General features: G+C 64.1%; 17 protein-coding genes. 10 read left to right on the forward strand and 7 right to left on the reverse strand.

The genetic code is table 11. The features are described 5' to 3' along the window. Positions 1-177: 177 nt before the first annotated feature. Both pgeF and rluD read right to left on the reverse strand, forming a co-directional pair. On the reverse strand, positions 178-921 hold the full coding sequence (pgeF, locus tag OIU19_RS24530; RefSeq protein ID WP_264237182.1) for a peptidoglycan editing factor PgeF: 744 nt from the start codon (positions 919-921) through the stop codon (positions 178-180). Continuing rightward, positions 918-1,880: a 23S rRNA pseudouridine(1911/1915/1917) synthase RluD gene (rluD, locus tag OIU19_RS24535; RefSeq protein WP_264237183.1), complete on the reverse strand. Its 963-nt coding sequence runs from the start codon at positions 1,878-1,880 to the stop codon at positions 918-920. Before rluD ends, pgeF begins: the two co-directional genes overlap by 4 nt. A gap of 147 nt (positions 1,881-2,027) precedes the next feature. Here rluD and OIU19_RS24540 point away from each other — a divergent pair, with 147 nt between their 5' ends. The 10 genes from OIU19_RS24540 (at position 2,028) to OIU19_RS24585 (ending at position 11,906) form a co-directional block, all read left to right on the forward strand. Then, on the forward strand, positions 2,028-3,047 hold the full coding sequence (locus OIU19_RS24540; protein WP_186553686.1) for an outer membrane protein assembly factor BamD: 1,020 nt from the start codon (positions 2,028-2,030) through the stop codon (positions 3,045-3,047). A gap of 93 nt (positions 3,048-3,140) precedes the next feature. Beyond that, on the forward strand, positions 3,141-3,371 hold the full coding sequence (locus OIU19_RS24545; protein ID WP_264237184.1) for a PP0621 family protein: 231 nt from the start codon (positions 3,141-3,143) through the stop codon (positions 3,369-3,371). Between the two features lie 233 nt (positions 3,372-3,604). Then, complete coding sequence (locus tag OIU19_RS24550) at positions 3,605-4,369, forward strand: FadR/GntR family transcriptional regulator (protein ID WP_264237185.1); 765 nt, start codon at positions 3,605-3,607, stop codon at positions 4,367-4,369. Between the two features lie 90 nt (positions 4,370-4,459). Next, positions 4,460-5,662 (forward strand): ABC transporter substrate-binding protein, encoded by a 1,203-nt coding sequence (locus OIU19_RS24555; RefSeq protein WP_186553683.1) that lies wholly within the window; start codon positions 4,460-4,462, stop codon positions 5,660-5,662. 66 nt (positions 5,663-5,728) lie between these two features. Further along, a complete protein-coding gene (locus OIU19_RS24560) occupies positions 5,729-6,589 on the forward strand; it encodes a branched-chain amino acid ABC transporter permease (RefSeq protein WP_264237187.1) in 861 nt (286 codons plus the stop codon). Positions 6,590-6,591: 2 nt separating this feature from the next. Beyond that, positions 6,592-7,599, forward strand: coding sequence for a branched-chain amino acid ABC transporter permease (locus tag OIU19_RS24565; protein ID WP_264237188.1), 1,008 nt, complete (start codon positions 6,592-6,594; stop codon positions 7,597-7,599). Beyond that, positions 7,599-8,351 carry an ABC transporter ATP-binding protein gene (locus tag OIU19_RS24570; RefSeq protein WP_264237189.1) on the forward strand — a complete coding sequence of 251 codons (753 nt, stop codon included), beginning with the start codon at positions 7,599-7,601 and terminating at the stop codon, positions 8,349-8,351. Before OIU19_RS24565 ends, OIU19_RS24570 begins: the two co-directional genes overlap by 1 nt. Beyond that, positions 8,351-9,046, forward strand: coding sequence for an ABC transporter ATP-binding protein (locus OIU19_RS24575; protein ID WP_186553679.1), 696 nt, complete (start codon positions 8,351-8,353; stop codon positions 9,044-9,046). Before OIU19_RS24570 ends, OIU19_RS24575 begins: the two co-directional genes overlap by 1 nt. A 171-nt stretch (positions 9,047-9,217) precedes the next feature. Then, entirely contained in the window at positions 9,218-10,495 is a 1,278-nt protein-coding gene (locus OIU19_RS24580) for a Zn-dependent hydrolase (protein ID WP_264237190.1), read from the forward strand. A gap of 1 nt (position 10,496) precedes the next feature. Beyond that, positions 10,497-11,906, forward strand: a complete 1,410-nt coding sequence (locus OIU19_RS24585) for an amidase (RefSeq protein ID WP_264237191.1) — start codon at positions 10,497-10,499, stop codon at positions 11,904-11,906. Between the two features lie 112 nt (positions 11,907-12,018). Here OIU19_RS24585 and thiO read toward each other — a convergent pair whose 3' ends face one another. From thiO to pilV, 5 genes are read right to left on the reverse strand one after another with little or no spacing between them, the layout of a single operon-like run. Further along, positions 12,019-13,116 (reverse strand): glycine oxidase ThiO, encoded by a 1,098-nt coding sequence (gene thiO / locus OIU19_RS24590; RefSeq protein WP_264237192.1) that lies wholly within the window; start codon positions 13,114-13,116, stop codon positions 12,019-12,021. 39 nt (positions 13,117-13,155) lie between these two features. Further along, a complete protein-coding gene (locus OIU19_RS24595) occupies positions 13,156-13,554 on the reverse strand; it encodes a type IV pilin protein (protein ID WP_264237193.1) in 399 nt (132 codons plus the stop codon). A gap of 1 nt (position 13,555) precedes the next feature. Next, a complete protein-coding gene (locus OIU19_RS24600) occupies positions 13,556-14,038 on the reverse strand; it encodes a hypothetical protein (protein WP_264237194.1) in 483 nt (160 codons plus the stop codon). Then, complete coding sequence (locus tag OIU19_RS24605; RefSeq protein WP_264237195.1) at positions 14,035-14,688, reverse strand: PilW family protein; 654 nt, start codon at positions 14,686-14,688, stop codon at positions 14,035-14,037. The genes OIU19_RS24600 and OIU19_RS24605 overlap by 4 nt, the downstream gene beginning before the upstream one ends. Then, on the reverse strand, positions 14,685-15,041 hold the full coding sequence (pilV, locus tag OIU19_RS24610) for a type IV pilus modification protein PilV (protein WP_264237196.1): 357 nt from the start codon (positions 15,039-15,041) through the stop codon (positions 14,685-14,687). Before pilV ends, OIU19_RS24605 begins: the two co-directional genes overlap by 4 nt. Positions 15,042-15,074: the final 33 nt, after the last annotated feature.

The following is a 15,074-nucleotide window of genomic DNA, read 5'->3' on the forward strand; positions in this document are numbered from 1 at the left end:
GATACCTTCCTATAAGGGCAGGCCGGAGCGATGGATACACCTGATGAAGAAACCTGCCTGAGATAACCAGTAGATTGGGTTGATTGTGCAAGATTCAAGCGTAGCGGGATTGACTGGAGTCAGTCAGGACGTTTCCACGGGCACCGGACCGATATACAAATCCCGTAGAAACAGAATTCAGGAGGTTGCGCCGGCGAGCCACACCAGAGAAGCGAAACGCCCGCCTTGCGGCGTACGTCGATAAGAGAAGAACCGCGGATCGCTCACCGTGCAGAAACCCCCGCCATAAACAGCAGTGACTCCACGCGCCGCCAGGCGAATACGCGCCAGCTCATAGATGTCGGCCATCAACTTGCCAGGACGCTCACCTGGCACAAAGGCTCGGGCAGCCTCCGGATGCACCGCAGTGAAGGCATCACGCACTTCCAGCCCGACCTCGAACGCCTGCGGGCCAATCGCCGGGCCGAGCCAGACCAGCACCTGGTCAGCAGGCACTTGCAGCCGATCGAGCGTAGCTTCCAGTACGCCCCCGGCCAATCCGCGCCAGCCAGCATGGGCCGCGGCCACGCGGGTGCCGGCGCGATCGCAGAACAACGCAGGCAGGCAATCGGCAGTCATCACGGTGCAGGCGATACCGGCTTGATCGGTCCAGCTGGCATCGGCTTGGGCAACTATTGCCGGATCGGCATCCGCCACCACCAATCCATGTACCTGCTTGAGCCAGGCCGGCTGGATGGCGAATTGATCGCTCAGGCGACGACGGTTCTCGGCAACCGCTGCCGGGTCATCGCCCACATGGTCGCCAAGATTGAAGCTTTCATAAGGAGGCAGGCTCACCCCACCCTCACGGGTAGTGACGCAGGCGTGCACCGAGGCCGGGGCCGGCCAGTCGGGGCGCAACAACTGCGTCAGACCGTTCATCCGATAAAGCTGCCGCGGTCGTCTTGCAGCAGGGTCAGCAGCTCGACGAAGTCATCCGGCAGCGGCGACTCCCACTTCATCACCTGCCCGGTGGTGGGGTGCTTCAAGGCCAGGAAGCGTGCATGCAGGGCCTGACGCGGGAAGTGCTTGAGCGCTTGGACCATGTCCTGGTCGGCCGCCGGTGGAATGCGGAAGCGTCCACCGTAAGTCTGGTCACCGACCAGCGGGAAGCCGACGTGGGCCATGTGCACACGGATCTGGTGGGTACGGCCGGTTTCCAGCTTGACCCGCACATGGGTGTGCGAACGGAAACGCTCAAGCACCCGATAGTGGCTGACCGCAGGCTTGCCGCCTTCGGTGACCGCCATGCGCTGGCGCGCGCCGCCATGGCGACCGATCGGGGCGTCGATCTTGCCACCGGAGGTGACCACGCCAATCACGATGCACTCATAAATGCGGCTGACCGTACGGCTCTGCAGCTGCTCGACCAGTTTGGTCTGCGCTTGCAGGGTCTTGGCCACCACCATCAGGCCGGTGGTGTCTTTGTCCAGGCGGTGGACAATGCCCGCACGCGGCACGTTGACGATATCCGGCACGTGGTGCAGCAGGGCATTGAGCAGGGTGCCATCGGCGTGGCCAGCCGCTGGGTGCACCACCAAGCCTGCCGGCTTGTTGATCACCAGGATCTGGTCGTCTTCGTAAACGATGTCCAGTTCGATGTCCTGGGCGATCCACTCGCCCTGGGCTTCCTGTTCGGCTTCAAGGGCCAGAACGGAGCCACCATGGACGATGTCGCGGGGACGAACGACCTGGCCATCGACCGTCAGGCGGCCATCTTTGATCCAGGAGGACAGGCGCGAACGCGAGTACTCGGCGAACAGTTGGGCGGCGACCTGGTCGAGGCGTTGACCGCCCAGTTCGGACGGCACCTCTGCGCTAAGTTGAATGATCTCGGACATGCTCGATTCGGCGGGCGCACAGCCTTTGGTTTCAACTGCGCGCTTGTGGTTAAATACGGCTTCTTTTGCCCCGGGGTTAGGCCGGGGCGCTCATCATAACAGGACGGCACCGCCCAAGACAGCGGCCGTCAAAGGACGCAAGCCGCCATGCAAGTGAAACACCTGCTGCTGATCGCCATCCTCGGGCTCACCGCTGCCTGTTCCTCGAACAAGGAAGTGATTGACGAGAACCTCAGCGAAGCCGAGTTGTACCAGCAGGCGCAGGCCGACCTGGACAACAAGAGCTACACCAGCGCCGTGAACAAACTCAAGGCCCTGGAATCGCGCTACCCGTTCGGCCGCTACGCCGACCAGGCCCAGCTCGAGCTGATCTACGCCAACTACAAGAACTCGGAGCCAGAGGCGGCCAAGTCGTCTGCCGAGCGCTTCATTCGTCTGCACCCGCAGCACCCGAACGTCGACTACGCCTATTATCTGAAAGGCCTGACCTCGTTCGACCAGGACCGCGGCCTGCTGGCGCGCTTCCTGCCGCTGGACATGACCAAGCGTGACCCAGGCGCTGCCCGCGACTCGTACAACGAGTTCGCCCAGCTCACCAGCCGCTTCCCCAACAGCCGCTACGCGCCGGACGCCAAGCAGCGCATGATCTACCTGCGCAACCTGCTGGCCTCCTACGAAATCCACGTTGCCGACTACTACCTGAGCCGCCAGGCATATGTAGCCGCCGCCAACCGTGGCCGCTACGTGGTCGAGAACTTCCAGGAAACCCCATCGGTCGGCGACGGCCTGGCGGTGATGGTCGAGTCTTACCAGCGCCTGCACCTGGACGAGCTGGCTGCCACCAGCCTGGAAACCCTCAAGCTCAACTACCCGAACCATCCAAGCCTGGTCGATGGCAACTTCGAGCCTAAGCAGGACGAGGCTGATGGCCGTTCGTGGCTGTCCAAGGCCACCCTGGGCCTGATCGAGACCGAAACCCCGCTGCCGCCGGGTGAAACCCGCGCCAACCAGGACGTGGTCCGTCAGTTCAAGGATGCCCGTTCGGAAATGCCGCAAGACTTGCTGCCCAAAGACGAGAACGGCGACCCGATCCTGCCGGAAGGTCCGAAAGAAGCCGAGAAAGGCCGCTCCTGGTTCAGCTACGCGACCTTTGGTCTGTTCGACTGATTCAGTGCAGCAGCAGAAAGGGAGGCCCAGGCCTCCCTTTTTTCATGCCCGCGTCCTAGACTGTGGCCTCTATTTCTCGACAAGCTGGACACCATGGTTCGCCTACTCTTCTGGATCGCCCTGATCGCCGCCGCGTTCTGGCTGTGGCGCAAATTCAAGCTCAGCCAGCAATCACGCCCTGAGCAGAAGCTCGATGACCCGCTGAAGATGGTGCGTTGTGCGCATTGTGGTGTGCATCTGCCCAATGACCGGGCTTTGCAGCGGGGCGGCCAGTGGTATTGCAGCCAGGCGCATCTGGAGCAGGGGCCTGAGCAGAAGCATTAATTCGGCCGGCCACTCGCGGGGCAAGCCCGCTCCCACGCCAGATCAATGATCTGTGAGCAAACGGGGGAGCGGGCTTGCCCCGCGAGTGCATTCTGACGGCACAGACTTCGGCACATATCTCTCCCCGACCCTTCCACACTATTTACGACCCCTCCCCCGCCGCCACCATTGACCCACCCGAGCAAAGTTCGCTAAATCCTATTTATCCGCATAAATATGAAAAATTAGCAGCCATGCTCAAACCCAAGCGCAAACGCCAGAAGCTCTCCGACATGATCGTCGAATCGGTGAAGCGCTCGATCGTCACCGAGGCCCTGCACCCGGGTGACCGCCTGCCCACCGAGCGCGAGCTGATGGAGCACTTCGAATGCTCCAAGGGCACCGCCCGTGAAGCACTCAAGGCCCTGGAAGTCGAAGGCCTGGTCAGTACCCGCACCGGCCCCAGCGGCGGCGCCTACCTCAATGAAGTCGGCACTGAACCGGCCAGCCGCGCCCTGCGCAACTACCTGCACTTCCAGCACCTGGACGGCGAGCAGGTCTACCAGTTGCGCAAGGTCATCGAAGTGGAGCTGGCGGTGTCGGTGATGGGCAAGCTGAGCGAAGACGACTACGCGGCTCTGCAGGCCAACATCGATTTCTGCAGCGCCCCGGAAGACAGCGAAGAGGGCCAGCGCGAACAACGCCTGGCCGAGCTTGAGTTCCACACCCTGCTCGCCCGCCGCTGCCCCAACCCGTTGCTGAGCTTCATGGCGGTGTTTCTCAACGACCTGCTGCGCGACCTGGTGGTGCTGAAAAAAGCCTACCTGCCCAAGCGCCAGCAGTTCGCCGCAGCCAACATCGACTACCACAAGCAACTGTTGCTGGCATTACGCGCCAGCGACGAACAGGCCGTGCGCCGTCTGATGCACGAGCACATGTGCGACGCCGAACACCACATGACCGCGCTCGAAGGCGAGGTCGCCCGCAACTTCCTGCTGGAGTTCGATCACCACCACTGATCCGCCTGGACAGAGGCCTGCGCACAGGCCCAGCCGTACCCGCTTTGTCATTGCCACTCCTGCCTAATAACCACAACCAAGGAGTTACTCATGCAAAGACGTACCCTGCTCAAGGCAGGCCTTGCCCTGGGTGCCCTCGGTAGCCTCCCCCTCGGAGCGCACCGGGCATTCGCCGAAGAGCCGCTGACCTTCTACGGACTGAAGTCGATGTCCGGGGCGTTTGCCAGTTATGGCAAGTACGCCGACATGGGTTCGCGCCTGGCCATTGCCGAACACCCGCAATTGCTCGGCCGACCGTTGAAGTACAAGGTCATCGACACCGAGGGCAACGCCGGTAAAGCGGTACGCAAGGTTCAGGAAGCCATCGGCCAGGATGGCGCGCGCTTCTTCCAGGGCTGCACCCTGTCCTCCTCGGCGCTGGCGGTGTCCAAGGAGATTCACAAGGCCGGCGGCGTGTTCATGACCCCGGTCGGCGCCGACGAGATCACCGGCAAGGACTGCAACAGCTCGACCTTCCGCTGGTCGGTGCCGACCTACGGGGCCATTCGCGAAACCTTGGTGCCGATGATCAAGCTGCTGCCCGAGGCCAAGCGCTGGTACACCATCACCCCGCAATACGTGTTCGGCGATGCCCTGCTGGACAACGCGCGCAAGGTATTCGCCGAGCACGGCATCGAACACATCGGCAACAGCTACCACTCGCTGCAAGAGCAGGAATTCTCCGGCTACCTGACCAACGCCATCGCCTCCAAGCCCGACGTACTGGTGTTGCTCAACTTCGGCAGCCAGTCATCCAACGCCCTGCGTCAGGCGGTCAATTTCGGCATCAAGGAGCGGATGAAAGTGCTGCTGGTGTGGTCGGCCGGCCTGGATCAGTTCCAGGAGCTGGGCAGCGATGTACTTGAAGGCGTCTACCTCGGCGCGCAGTACTGGCACCAGGTCGACACCCCGCTGAACCGCGAGCTGGTCGCAGCCACCCGCAAGGCCTACGGCATCAACCCCAACTACCCGCTGGCCGCCGACTACATCGGCACCAAGGTCATGCTCGAGGCCATCGTCAAAGCCGGCAGCCTCGATGGTGCGGCGGTATCCCAGGCGCTACAGGGCATGCGCTTCCAGGGGCCGACCGGCGAGGAGCTGATCCGCCCAGGCGATCACCAGGTGCTCAAGGACTACTACCTGCTGCGGGGCAAGCCGCAGGCGCAGATGCGCGATGAAGACGATCTGGCCGAGGTGCTCAGCGCCGGCCGCTCGTTCGTCGAGGTCGATCACACCGGTTGCGCCCTGGCCTGAGCCGCGGCGCTGGTCCCATTTTTTTGCACAGATGCAGGCGCTCGGCGCGCTGCAGAGGGCACTTCCATGCTCGATTTGTACCTGTTCCAGCTGCTCAACGGCCTAGGGCTGGGGATGATCTACTTCCTCATCGCCGTGGGCCTGACGATCATTTTCGGCCTGCTCAACTTCGTCAACTTCGCCCATGGCGCGTTCTTCTTGCTCGGCGCCTACCTGTGCTACACCGCCGTGGCCCTGACCGGTAACTTCTGGCTGGCGCTGCTGATCGCGCCCCTGGCGGTGGCGGCCCTGGCCTGGGCGGTCGAGCGCGTGCTGATCAAGCGCATCTACCACCTGCCACACACCTTCCAGATCCTCGTCACCCTCGGCATCGCGCTGATCATCCAGGAAGCCTCGGTGCTGATCTGGGGCCCGGTCGGCAAGCACATCGCGGTGCCGCCGGAGCTGCGCGGGGTACTGATCGTCGGCGACTTCATCTACCCCTACTACCGCCTGTTCCTGATCGGCTTCGCAGCGCTGATCGGCCTGGGCCTGTGGCTGCTGCTGGAGCGCACCCGCTTCGGCGCCCTGGTGCGGGCTGGCAGTGAAAGCACCGAAACCGTGTCGCTGCTGGGCACCAACATCTTCCGCCTGTTCTCCCTGACCTTCGCCCTTGGCGTTGGCCTGGCCGGTGTCGCCGGGGTGTTGTTCGCGCCGCTGCGCGGTGCCCAGCCGTTCGTTGGCCCGGAGATCCTCGGTATCGCCTTCGTGGTGGTGGTGATCGGGGGCATGGGCTCGTTCGGCGGCGCGCTGGTGGGCGGGCTGCTGGTGGGTGTGGTGCAAAGTATGATGACCAGCCTCTGGCCGCAAGGCGCCAGCCTGATGATCTACGGCGCGATGGCGGCGGTGATCCTGGTTCGTCCCTACGGCCTGTTCGGGAGAGCATGAAGATGACTGACAAGAATCCACTGGCAGTGGCCAAGGGTCACGGCCCTGCCCTGCTGTTGCTGCTGATCGTCAGCCTGATCGGCCTGCCGCTGATCTTGCCGTCGGCGACCCTGGCTACCGAGATCCTGATCTTCGGCCTCGCGGCGCTGGCCTGTAACCTGCTACTGGGCTACACCGGGCTGTTGTCGTTTGGCCAGGGCATCTTCTTCGGCGCGGGCGCCTATGGCGCGGCGCTGCTGATGATCCACCTGCACTGGGGCATGCTCGGCGCGCTGGTCGGCGCGGCGCTGTTCGGTGCCCTGTTGGCGTTGCTGGTCGGCGCCTTGGCGATCCGCCGCAAGGGCATCTACTTCGTCATGCTGACCTTGGCCTTCAGCCAGATGGCGTATTTCCTCGCCTACACCCTGAGCGGCTGGACCGGCGGCGACAACGGCCTGCTCGATGTGCCGCGGCCGAACATCGAGATCGCCGGCCACGTGCTGGTCGACCTGGCTGACCCACGGCACTTCTATGCCTTCGTCGCCGTGTTGTTCCTGCTGATCTTCGCTGGCGCCCTGCGGGTGATCCGCTCGCCCTTTGGCAGTACCTTGCTGGCGATCCGCGAGAACGAGACCCGCGCCGCGGCGATTGGCTACGACATTCGCCACTTCAAGATCCTGGTGTTCATGCTGTCTGGCGCCATCACCGGCATCGCCGGGGCGCTGTACGCGATGCTGCTGCACTTCGCGCCGCTGTCGAACATCGACCTGATGATGAGCGAAAACATCCTGATCATGACCATCGTCGGCGGCACCGGCTCGCTGTTCGGCTCGCTGCTGGGCGCCGGCGCCATCGTCGTGCTTGGCGATGTGCTGTCGGAGCTATGGCCGCGCTGGCTGATGCTGCTGGGGGCGATTCTGATCCTGGTGGTGGTGTTCATGCGTGGCGGCTTGTGGGGCGGCCTGGCCGACCTGGTCAAGCGTCTGCAACCCTCGCGCACCCTCGATGCCAAGACCAAGGAGACCCTGTGATGAGTGAATTTCTCCTGGAAACCCGCAATCTGCAGTTAGCCTATGGGCCGTTCCGCGCCGTCGATGGGGTAGACCTGAAGGTCCGCGCGGGCACCATCCACACGGTCATCGGCCCCAACGGCGCCGGCAAGACCAGCCTGTTCCACTGCCTGACCGGCGAGCGCCAGGCCACCGCTGGCAAGATCCTGTTCAACGACCAGGACATCATCCGCAAACCCTCCCACGGCCGGGTGGCGCTGGGCCTGGCGCGCTCGTTCCAGCTCACCAGCCTGTTCCAGAACCTCAGCGTACGCGAGAACCTGCGCCTGGCCGCGCAAGGCCGCGATGGCCTCGGTGCGCTGAACTTCTGGCGCAGTGTCGAGCACAAGCGCAGCCACTGGGACACCGCCGACCAGGTGCTGGAGCGGCTCAAGCTCAACGGCCGCGCCGAAACCCTGGCTGGCGAGCTGTCGCACGGCCAGCAGCGGGTGCTGGAAGTGGGCATGTCGATTTGCGCCAAGCCTACCCTGCTGATGCTCGATGAACCCACCTCGGGCATGGGCATCGATGACATTCCGGTGATGACCGAGCTGATCAGCGACCTGGGTCGCGACCACACCGTGCTGCTGATCGAGCACAACATGAGCATCGTCATGTCGATCAGCCAGCGCATCACTGTCATGAGCCACGGCCAGATCCTGGTCGAAGGCACCCCGGACCAGGTGCGCAATGACGAGCGCGTGCGCACCGCCTACCTTGGAGAGGCCGCCTGATGCTCAGCGTCGATTCGATCCATTCCTACTACGACAAGAGCCATGTGCTCGAAGGGGTCTCACTGAAAGTGGAGGCCGGTGAACTGGTGACCCTGCTCGGACGCAACGGCGCCGGCAAGACCACCACCCTGCGCAGCATTCTCGGCATCGTCCGGCCCCGGCAGGGGCAGATCCAGTTCAACGGCCAGGCGTTGGTCGGCCGCGAGATTTTCGACATCGCTCGCCAGGGCATCGCACTGGTGCCCGAGCATCGCGGGATCTTCCGCCAGCTCAACGTCGAGGAGAATCTCAAGATTGCCGCGCGCAAGGATAGCCGCTGGCAGCTGGAGGATGTCTACGCGATGTTCCCACGGCTCAAGGAGCGTCGGCGCAACAATGGCTTTGCCCTGTCTGGCGGTGAACAGCAGATGCTGGCCATCGCCCGTGCGCTACTCAATGACCCGAAGCTGCTGATTCTCGATGAACCGACCGAGGGCCTGGCGCCGGTGATCGTCGATGAGCTGGTGAAGATCCTGCGGCGGATCAAGGACGAAGGCCTGTCGATCCTGCTGGTGGAGCAGAACCTCAAGGTCTGCGACGCCCTCGCCGACCGCCACTACGTGCTCGAACAAGGCCGGGTGGCCTACCAGGGCAGCGCCGAGCAGTTTCGCGCCGACCCGAGCATCAAGAACCGCTACCTGGCCCTGAGCGCCTAGCCCCGGACGCTGTGCAGACACTACAAAACCCTGTGGGAGCGGGCTTGCCCGCGAACAAGGGCGCAGCCCTTGCCATCCACCGATGAGGCCTGAACCGGCCTCTTCGCGGGCAAGCCCGCTCCTACAGGGTCCCTGCTAAATCCATGAGATTTGCATTAGGAGAGATGGACCATGAATACCCGCATCGATCCCTCGCAACACCTGCTTGGCCAAGGCGCGCTGGTCAGCCGCGAACGCCTGTGGCAATCGTTGATGGACCTGGCCCGCCTGGGAGCCACGCAAAAGGGTGGCGTGTGCCGCCTGGCCTTGACCGACCTCGACCGCCAGGCGCGCGACCTGTTCGTGCAGTGGTGCACGGATGCCGGATGTACGGTGAGCGTTGACGCCATTGGCAATATCTTCGCCCGTCGGCCGGGGCGTAATCCTGACTTGCCACCGGTGATGACCGGCAGCCATATCGACACCCAGCCCACCGGCGGCAAGTTCGACGGTTGCTATGGGGTGATGGCCGGGCTGGAGGTGATCCGCACTCTCAATGACCTTGGCCTGAGCACCGAAGCGCCACTGGAAGTGGTGGTGTGGACCAACGAGGAGGGCTCGCGCTTCCCGCCGTGCATGATGGGTTCAGGCGTGTTTGCCGGCAAGTTCGGCCTGCAGGAGACCTTGGACAAGGTCGACGATCAGGGGCTGTCGGTGGGGGCTGAGTTGCAGCGCATCGGCTATGCCGGCCCACGCGTGCCGACCGGGCATGCGGTGGGCGCCTATTTCGAGGCGCATATCGAGCAGGGGCCGGTGCTCGAAGACCTGCGTACCACGATCGGCGTGGTGCAGGGCTGCCTGGGGCAGAAGTGGTTCGACCTGGTGCTGACCGGCGTCGAAGCCCACGCCGGCCCTACCCCAATGCGCCTGCGTAAAGACGCCCTGGTCGGCGCCGCTGAAGTGGTCGCGGCGGTCAACCGCATCGCCCACGCTCACCAGCCGCACGCCTGTGGCACGGTCGGTTGCCTGAACGTGCACCCTGGCTCGCGCAACGTCATTCCTGGGCAGGTGCAGATGACCATCGACCTGCGCCACCTCGACCCCGGCCACCTCGACGCGATGGTCGCCGAGGTGCGCGAAGTGATCGAGGCGAGCGCGGCCAAGCATGGCCTGAGCGTCGAACTCACGCCGACTGCCGACTTCCCCCCGCTGTACTTCGCCGAGCAGTGCGTCGATGCCGTGCGCCAGGGCGCCCGCGAGCTGGGCCTGAGCCATATGGATATCGTCAGCGGCGCTGGCCATGATGCGATCTTCGTCGCCGAGCTGGGCCCTGCCGGGATGATCTTCGTGCCTTGCGAAGGTGGTATCAGCCATAACGAGATCGAGAACGCCGCGCCACAGGATCTGGCCGACGGTTGCGACGTACTGCTGCGCGCCATGTTCCAGGCCGCCAATCAGGGAGCCCATTGAGATGACTGGCAAGACCGCTATCGGCGAACTCACCGCCGTCGAACTGCTTGAGCTGTTCCGCCAGCGCCAGCTGTCACCTGTCGAGGTGGTTGACGATGTACTGGCGCGCATCGATCGCCACAATCCGGCAGTGAACGCCTATTGCCATGTCGACGGCGAAGGCGCTCGCGCCGCCGCCCGCGCCAGCGAACAACGCTGGCAGCGCGGCGAACCCTGTGGCCGGCTGGATGGCGTGCCTGCTTCGATCAAAGACCTGACCCTGACCCGCGGCATGCCCACGCGCAAGGGCTCGCTGACCACGTCGGCGGCTGGCCCTTGGGAGGTGGACGCGCCCTTCTCTGCCTTCATGCGTGAGGCCGGGGCGGTACTGGTGGGCAAGACCACCACGCCCGAGTTCGGCTGGAAAGGCGTCACTGACAATCCGCTGTATGGCATTACCCGCAATCCTTGGGACACGCGCCTGACCGCAGGTGGCTCGTCGGGCGGTGCGGCGGCGGCAGCAGCGCTCAACCTTGGCGTGTTGCATCAGGGCAGCGATGCCGGTGGTTCGATCCGCATTCCCTGTGCCTTCACTGGCACCTTCGGGATCAAGCCGACCTTTGGTTATGTGCCGCAGTGGCCGGCCAGCGCCATGACCCTGCTGTCGCACCTGGGGCCGATGACCCGAACGGTCGATGATGCGGTGCTGATGCTCGATTGCGTGGCTCGGCCCGATCCACGCGACGGCCTGGCCGGGGCACCGCGGCAGGTGCCGTGGTTGAGTGACGATCAAGATCTGAGCGGCCTGCGCATCGCCTACAGCGCCGATTTTGGCTACGTGAAGGTCGACCCGCAGATTCAGGCGCTGACCGCGCAAGCAGTGCAACGCCTGGCACGGTTGGGCGCGCAGGTGGAGGAAGTCGATCCGGGTTTTTCCGATCCGCTCGATACCTTCAACACCTTGTGGTTCGCCGGGGCGGCGCGGCTGGCCAGCCAATTGTCGCCGGCGCAGCGTGACCTGCTCGACCCGGGGTTGCGCTGGATCGCCGAGCGCGGTGCGGATATCAGCCTGAATCAGTACACCGAGGCACTGGAAGCACGGGCTGAGTTGGTGGCGCGGATGAATGCCTTCCATCAGCGCTATGACGTGCTGGTGTCGCCGATGATGCCGCTGGTGGCGTTCGAGGCCGGGCACAATGTGCCGCCTGGGTCAGGCATGGACCAGTGGATGGAGTGGACGCCGTTCAGCTATCCGTTCAACTTGACCCAACAGCCAGCGGCGTCGGTGCCTTGCGGGTTTACTCGCGAGGGGCTACCGGTGGGGCTGCAGGTGGTGGCTGGGCGATTTGCCGATGAGCAGGTGCTGCGGGTGTGCAAGGTGTATGAGCAGCATTATCCGAGTCGGCATTTGCAGGCGCCAGTCGTGGGTTAAGCGGTGCCTTCGCCATCGCTATCGCGGGGCAAGCCCGCTCCCACGCCAAGTTGCAAGCCCGCTTACGTCAAGTGGCCCTGCGTGGGAGCGGGCTTGCCCCGCGATAGCGATTTCAGCCCAAACGCCCAGCCGGGGTGTACGGCGCTGGATCGATGATCGGCTCGGCACCGGTCAACAGATCGCAAAACAGCTGGCACGATGCTGGCGCCAGCACCAGGCCATTGCGGTAATGCCCACAGTTCAACCACAACCCCTGATGCCCCGGCACCGGCCCGATATACGGAACGCCCTCAGGCGAGCCTGGCCGCAACCCCGCCCAATGCCCCACCACAGTGGCATCGGCCAACGCCGGTAACAGCTCCACCGCCGAGGCTTTCAAGCTTTCAAGCGCATCCTCGGTCGGCGTCTTGTCATAGCCCGCATGCTCCAGGGTACTGCCCACCAGAATATGCCCATCGCGCCGAGGGATCGCATAACGCCCTTTGGCCAGGACCATGCTCGGCAAGAAATCTTCCGCGCACTTGAACAAGATCATCTGCCCTTTGACCGGCTCGACCGGCAACTCCAGGCCCAGCGTGCGCAGCAGATCGCCACTCCAAGCGCCAGCGCTGAGCACCACCTCATCGGCACTGAGCACACCTTCGGCGGTCTGCACGCCAGTGATGCGTCCAGCGTGCTGAGAGAAACCCGTGATCTGGCAGTGCTCGCGCACGCTCACGTTCGGCAGCGCCAGCAGCGCGGCCTTGAGCGATTTGACCAAGCGCGGATTACGCACGTTGGCCACGCCCTCCATGAAGATCGCCCGCTTGAAGCCCGCACCCAGCACGGGCACGGCGTCGTACGCGGCCGAGATATCCACAGCGCTCAGCGGACGCTGCTCGCGCTCGGCCCAAGCCAACGCATCAGCTTGGTCATCGAGGTCGAGCCAGTACAGGCCGGTGGTGTGCACTTCGGGATCGACACCTGTACTGGCGAACAGGCGCTCGCCCAGCTGTGGATAAAAATCCTGCGACCAGTGCGCCAGGGCGGTCACGGCCGGGCTGTAGCGCCAGGGATAGAGCGGCGAGACGATGCCGCCACCGGCCCAGGACGATTCGCGGCCGACTTCGCCTTGATCACATACCACCACCTGGTCGACCTTTGCCGCCAGGTTGAACGCAGTCAGCAGGCCGATCACCCCACCGCCGACAATCACTACTTGCTTGCTCATCTGTCGATCCAACACCTGAAAAAACCGAGATATCCCCGTTCAACCGCCCCAGCAGTCGCGCTCATCGCCCTGGCTGCTGGGGTTGCTGCGCACACCCGCCTGGTCGAGCTGAAAATCGCCACAGCGGTCATGCTCCATCAAGCTACCCGGCAAGCGCCTGGCCAGCAGCCGAAAGCGCTCGTCGTCACGTTGCGCGTGCAGGCTGTAATAGCGGCTGCCGGCGGGCAAGGAAACTAGCTGATGGTCGCTGTCGACGTACTGTCCGCTCTGCGCATGGTGGCGCTCCAGGCGCAAGGCGGCGTCATGCAGCAGGCCGACCACTTCGCTGCGCGCGGCGCGGCGCAACTGGTCGCTGTAACTGGGGTAGGCAATGGCTGCCAGAATGCCGGTGACGGCCACGACAATCAACAACTCGATCAGGCTCAGGCCTTGCTGCATGTCATGGCTCCCTCAATCTCTGCCGCCAGAGGATTCTGTGCAGCGCAGTGGGTTGACCGGCTTCAATCGCGTACACCGCTTCCAGCACCTGCCGCGCGTTGCTCTGCTGACTTACCGCAGTGACCCGATACAAGGTCACCTGCAAGCCTGCCGGCAGGTGCGCAGCGCGGGTGCTCTCGCCCAGGTTCTGCAAAAAGAAAAAGCCGCTGTTGCCAGCTTGCCAGCCGCCCTGGCTGCCTCGTAGGTCGAACGCATCCGCTGGGGGCATGCACGGCTGACAGGCTGGCGGCGGAGCAAGCACCAGCCGCGCCGCGCCCTCCAGCAGGGCTGCTTCGGCTTGCTCCAGGGCGCGCGCGTTGGCCAGCAACTGACTGGCCAGGCGTGTCTGCAGCAAGCCATCGCTTAACGCCGAGGCCGCGAGCAAGCCGAGCAGTAAACAGAGCACCAGGCTGATCAGCAGCACCATGCCGCGCTGGCGCTTCATGACTCGGGCAGCCGGTTTCTGAGTGCCACACTGATGCCATGGCGTTGCTCGATGGAAAACTGCGGGTCGAACAGGGTCAATTGCACATCGACACGCTCGCCTTCCTCGCTCGCCACCAGCGTTGCACGCAGGTCTCGGACATTGTCGATCAACGGCTGCGAAGCGCCGTTACGCATCAGGGTCAGGCGCGAATCGCGCAGCAGATAGGTATGTCGACTGATGGCAAATGCCAGGGTCTGCTCGCTGCCTGGCTGTGGGCCATTTCTCACCTGCGCCCAGCTTCGGCAGTCGGTCAGCACGGTCCAGGCGGGGCGGCTGCCGCTGCCAGGTAATTGCGCGACTATCAGGCTCAGGCCCTGTCCGCCTTGGATGACCTGCACAGGGCTAGCGAAGGCCGTGGCGAGTGCAGGGTTTTCGAAATGACTCGGTTGCAGGCGCAGGCAGCCGAACATGCCCGTCATGCGGATATCCTGCGCCATGCGCTGCAAGGCCAAGCGGGCATCGTCCTGCAATTGCGCTACAGCGCCTTGCAGCCGCCAGCTCTGCACACTCGCAACGAATACCTGGCTCGCTGCTGCCAAAAGGGTAAGGCCCAAGGCCAATGCCAGCAGCCCTTCGAGCAGGCTGAAACCGTGCTGACGGGCGCTCATAGCTGGCCTTGCAAGTTGATGCCCTGGCGCTCGGCCGTGCCTGCGCCCGGCCAGTGGATATCCACCACCAGCATGTCGCCGGTGTGCACTACCCTGCCCTGGGCCCGTGCGCCCAAGGACGCTTTGATCTGGGCCTGCCACTGAGACAGCGCGCTGGCCTCCAGCCGACCTGCAGCCCTGGCGTTTTCCAGCATGCCTTGCGCCAGGTACACCGCTTGGGTGTCGCGCCGGGCGTTATCGGTAGCCTGCAGTGCACGCAGTTGCAACCCAGCGCTGGCAATCAAGCCCAACGCCAGCACCACTACCGCAATCATGACCTCAAGCAAGGTCATTCCACGCTGCCTCGTACGCATGGGTGTGCTCCTTGGGAAATTTCCCGCTAGCTG

This window comes from Pseudomonas sp. BT-42-2, assembly GCF_025847435.2.
Lineage (GTDB): Bacteria > Pseudomonadota > Gammaproteobacteria > Pseudomonadales > Pseudomonadaceae > Aquipseudomonas > Aquipseudomonas urmiensis.

Excerpts from the sequence above, each read along its gene's own strand:
- pgeF (WP_264237182.1), bottom strand. The coding sequence starts at position 921 with ATGAACGGTCTGACGCAGTTGTTGCGCCCCGACTGGCCGGCCCCGGCC.
- rluD (WP_264237183.1), bottom strand. The coding sequence starts at position 1,880 with ATGTCCGAGATCATTCAACTTAGCGCAGAGGTGCCGTCCGAACTGGGC.
- OIU19_RS24540 (WP_186553686.1), top strand. The coding sequence starts at position 2,028 with ATGCAAGTGAAACACCTGCTGCTGATCGCCATCCTCGGGCTCACCGCT.
- OIU19_RS24545 (WP_264237184.1), top strand. The coding sequence starts at position 3,141 with ATGGTTCGCCTACTCTTCTGGATCGCCCTGATCGCCGCCGCGTTCTGG.
- OIU19_RS24550 (WP_264237185.1), top strand. The coding sequence starts at position 3,605 with ATGCTCAAACCCAAGCGCAAACGCCAGAAGCTCTCCGACATGATCGTC.
- OIU19_RS24555 (WP_186553683.1), top strand. The coding sequence starts at position 4,460 with ATGCAAAGACGTACCCTGCTCAAGGCAGGCCTTGCCCTGGGTGCCCTC.
- OIU19_RS24560 (WP_264237187.1), top strand. The coding sequence starts at position 5,729 with ATGCTCGATTTGTACCTGTTCCAGCTGCTCAACGGCCTAGGGCTGGGG.
- OIU19_RS24565 (WP_264237188.1), top strand. The coding sequence starts at position 6,592 with ATGACTGACAAGAATCCACTGGCAGTGGCCAAGGGTCACGGCCCTGCC.
- OIU19_RS24570 (WP_264237189.1), top strand. The coding sequence starts at position 7,599 with ATGAGTGAATTTCTCCTGGAAACCCGCAATCTGCAGTTAGCCTATGGG.
- OIU19_RS24575 (WP_186553679.1), top strand. The coding sequence starts at position 8,351 with ATGCTCAGCGTCGATTCGATCCATTCCTACTACGACAAGAGCCATGTG.
- OIU19_RS24580 (WP_264237190.1), top strand. The coding sequence starts at position 9,218 with ATGAATACCCGCATCGATCCCTCGCAACACCTGCTTGGCCAAGGCGCG.
- OIU19_RS24585 (WP_264237191.1), top strand. The coding sequence starts at position 10,497 with ATGACTGGCAAGACCGCTATCGGCGAACTCACCGCCGTCGAACTGCTT.
- thiO (WP_264237192.1), bottom strand. The coding sequence starts at position 13,116 with ATGAGCAAGCAAGTAGTGATTGTCGGCGGTGGGGTGATCGGCCTGCTG.
- OIU19_RS24595 (WP_264237193.1), bottom strand. The coding sequence starts at position 13,554 with ATGCAGCAAGGCCTGAGCCTGATCGAGTTGTTGATTGTCGTGGCCGTC.
- OIU19_RS24600 (WP_264237194.1), bottom strand. The coding sequence starts at position 14,038 with ATGAAGCGCCAGCGCGGCATGGTGCTGCTGATCAGCCTGGTGCTCTGT.
- OIU19_RS24605 (WP_264237195.1), bottom strand. The coding sequence starts at position 14,688 with ATGAGCGCCCGTCAGCACGGTTTCAGCCTGCTCGAAGGGCTGCTGGCA.
- pilV (WP_264237196.1), bottom strand. The coding sequence starts at position 15,041 with ATGCGTACGAGGCAGCGTGGAATGACCTTGCTTGAGGTCATGATTGCG.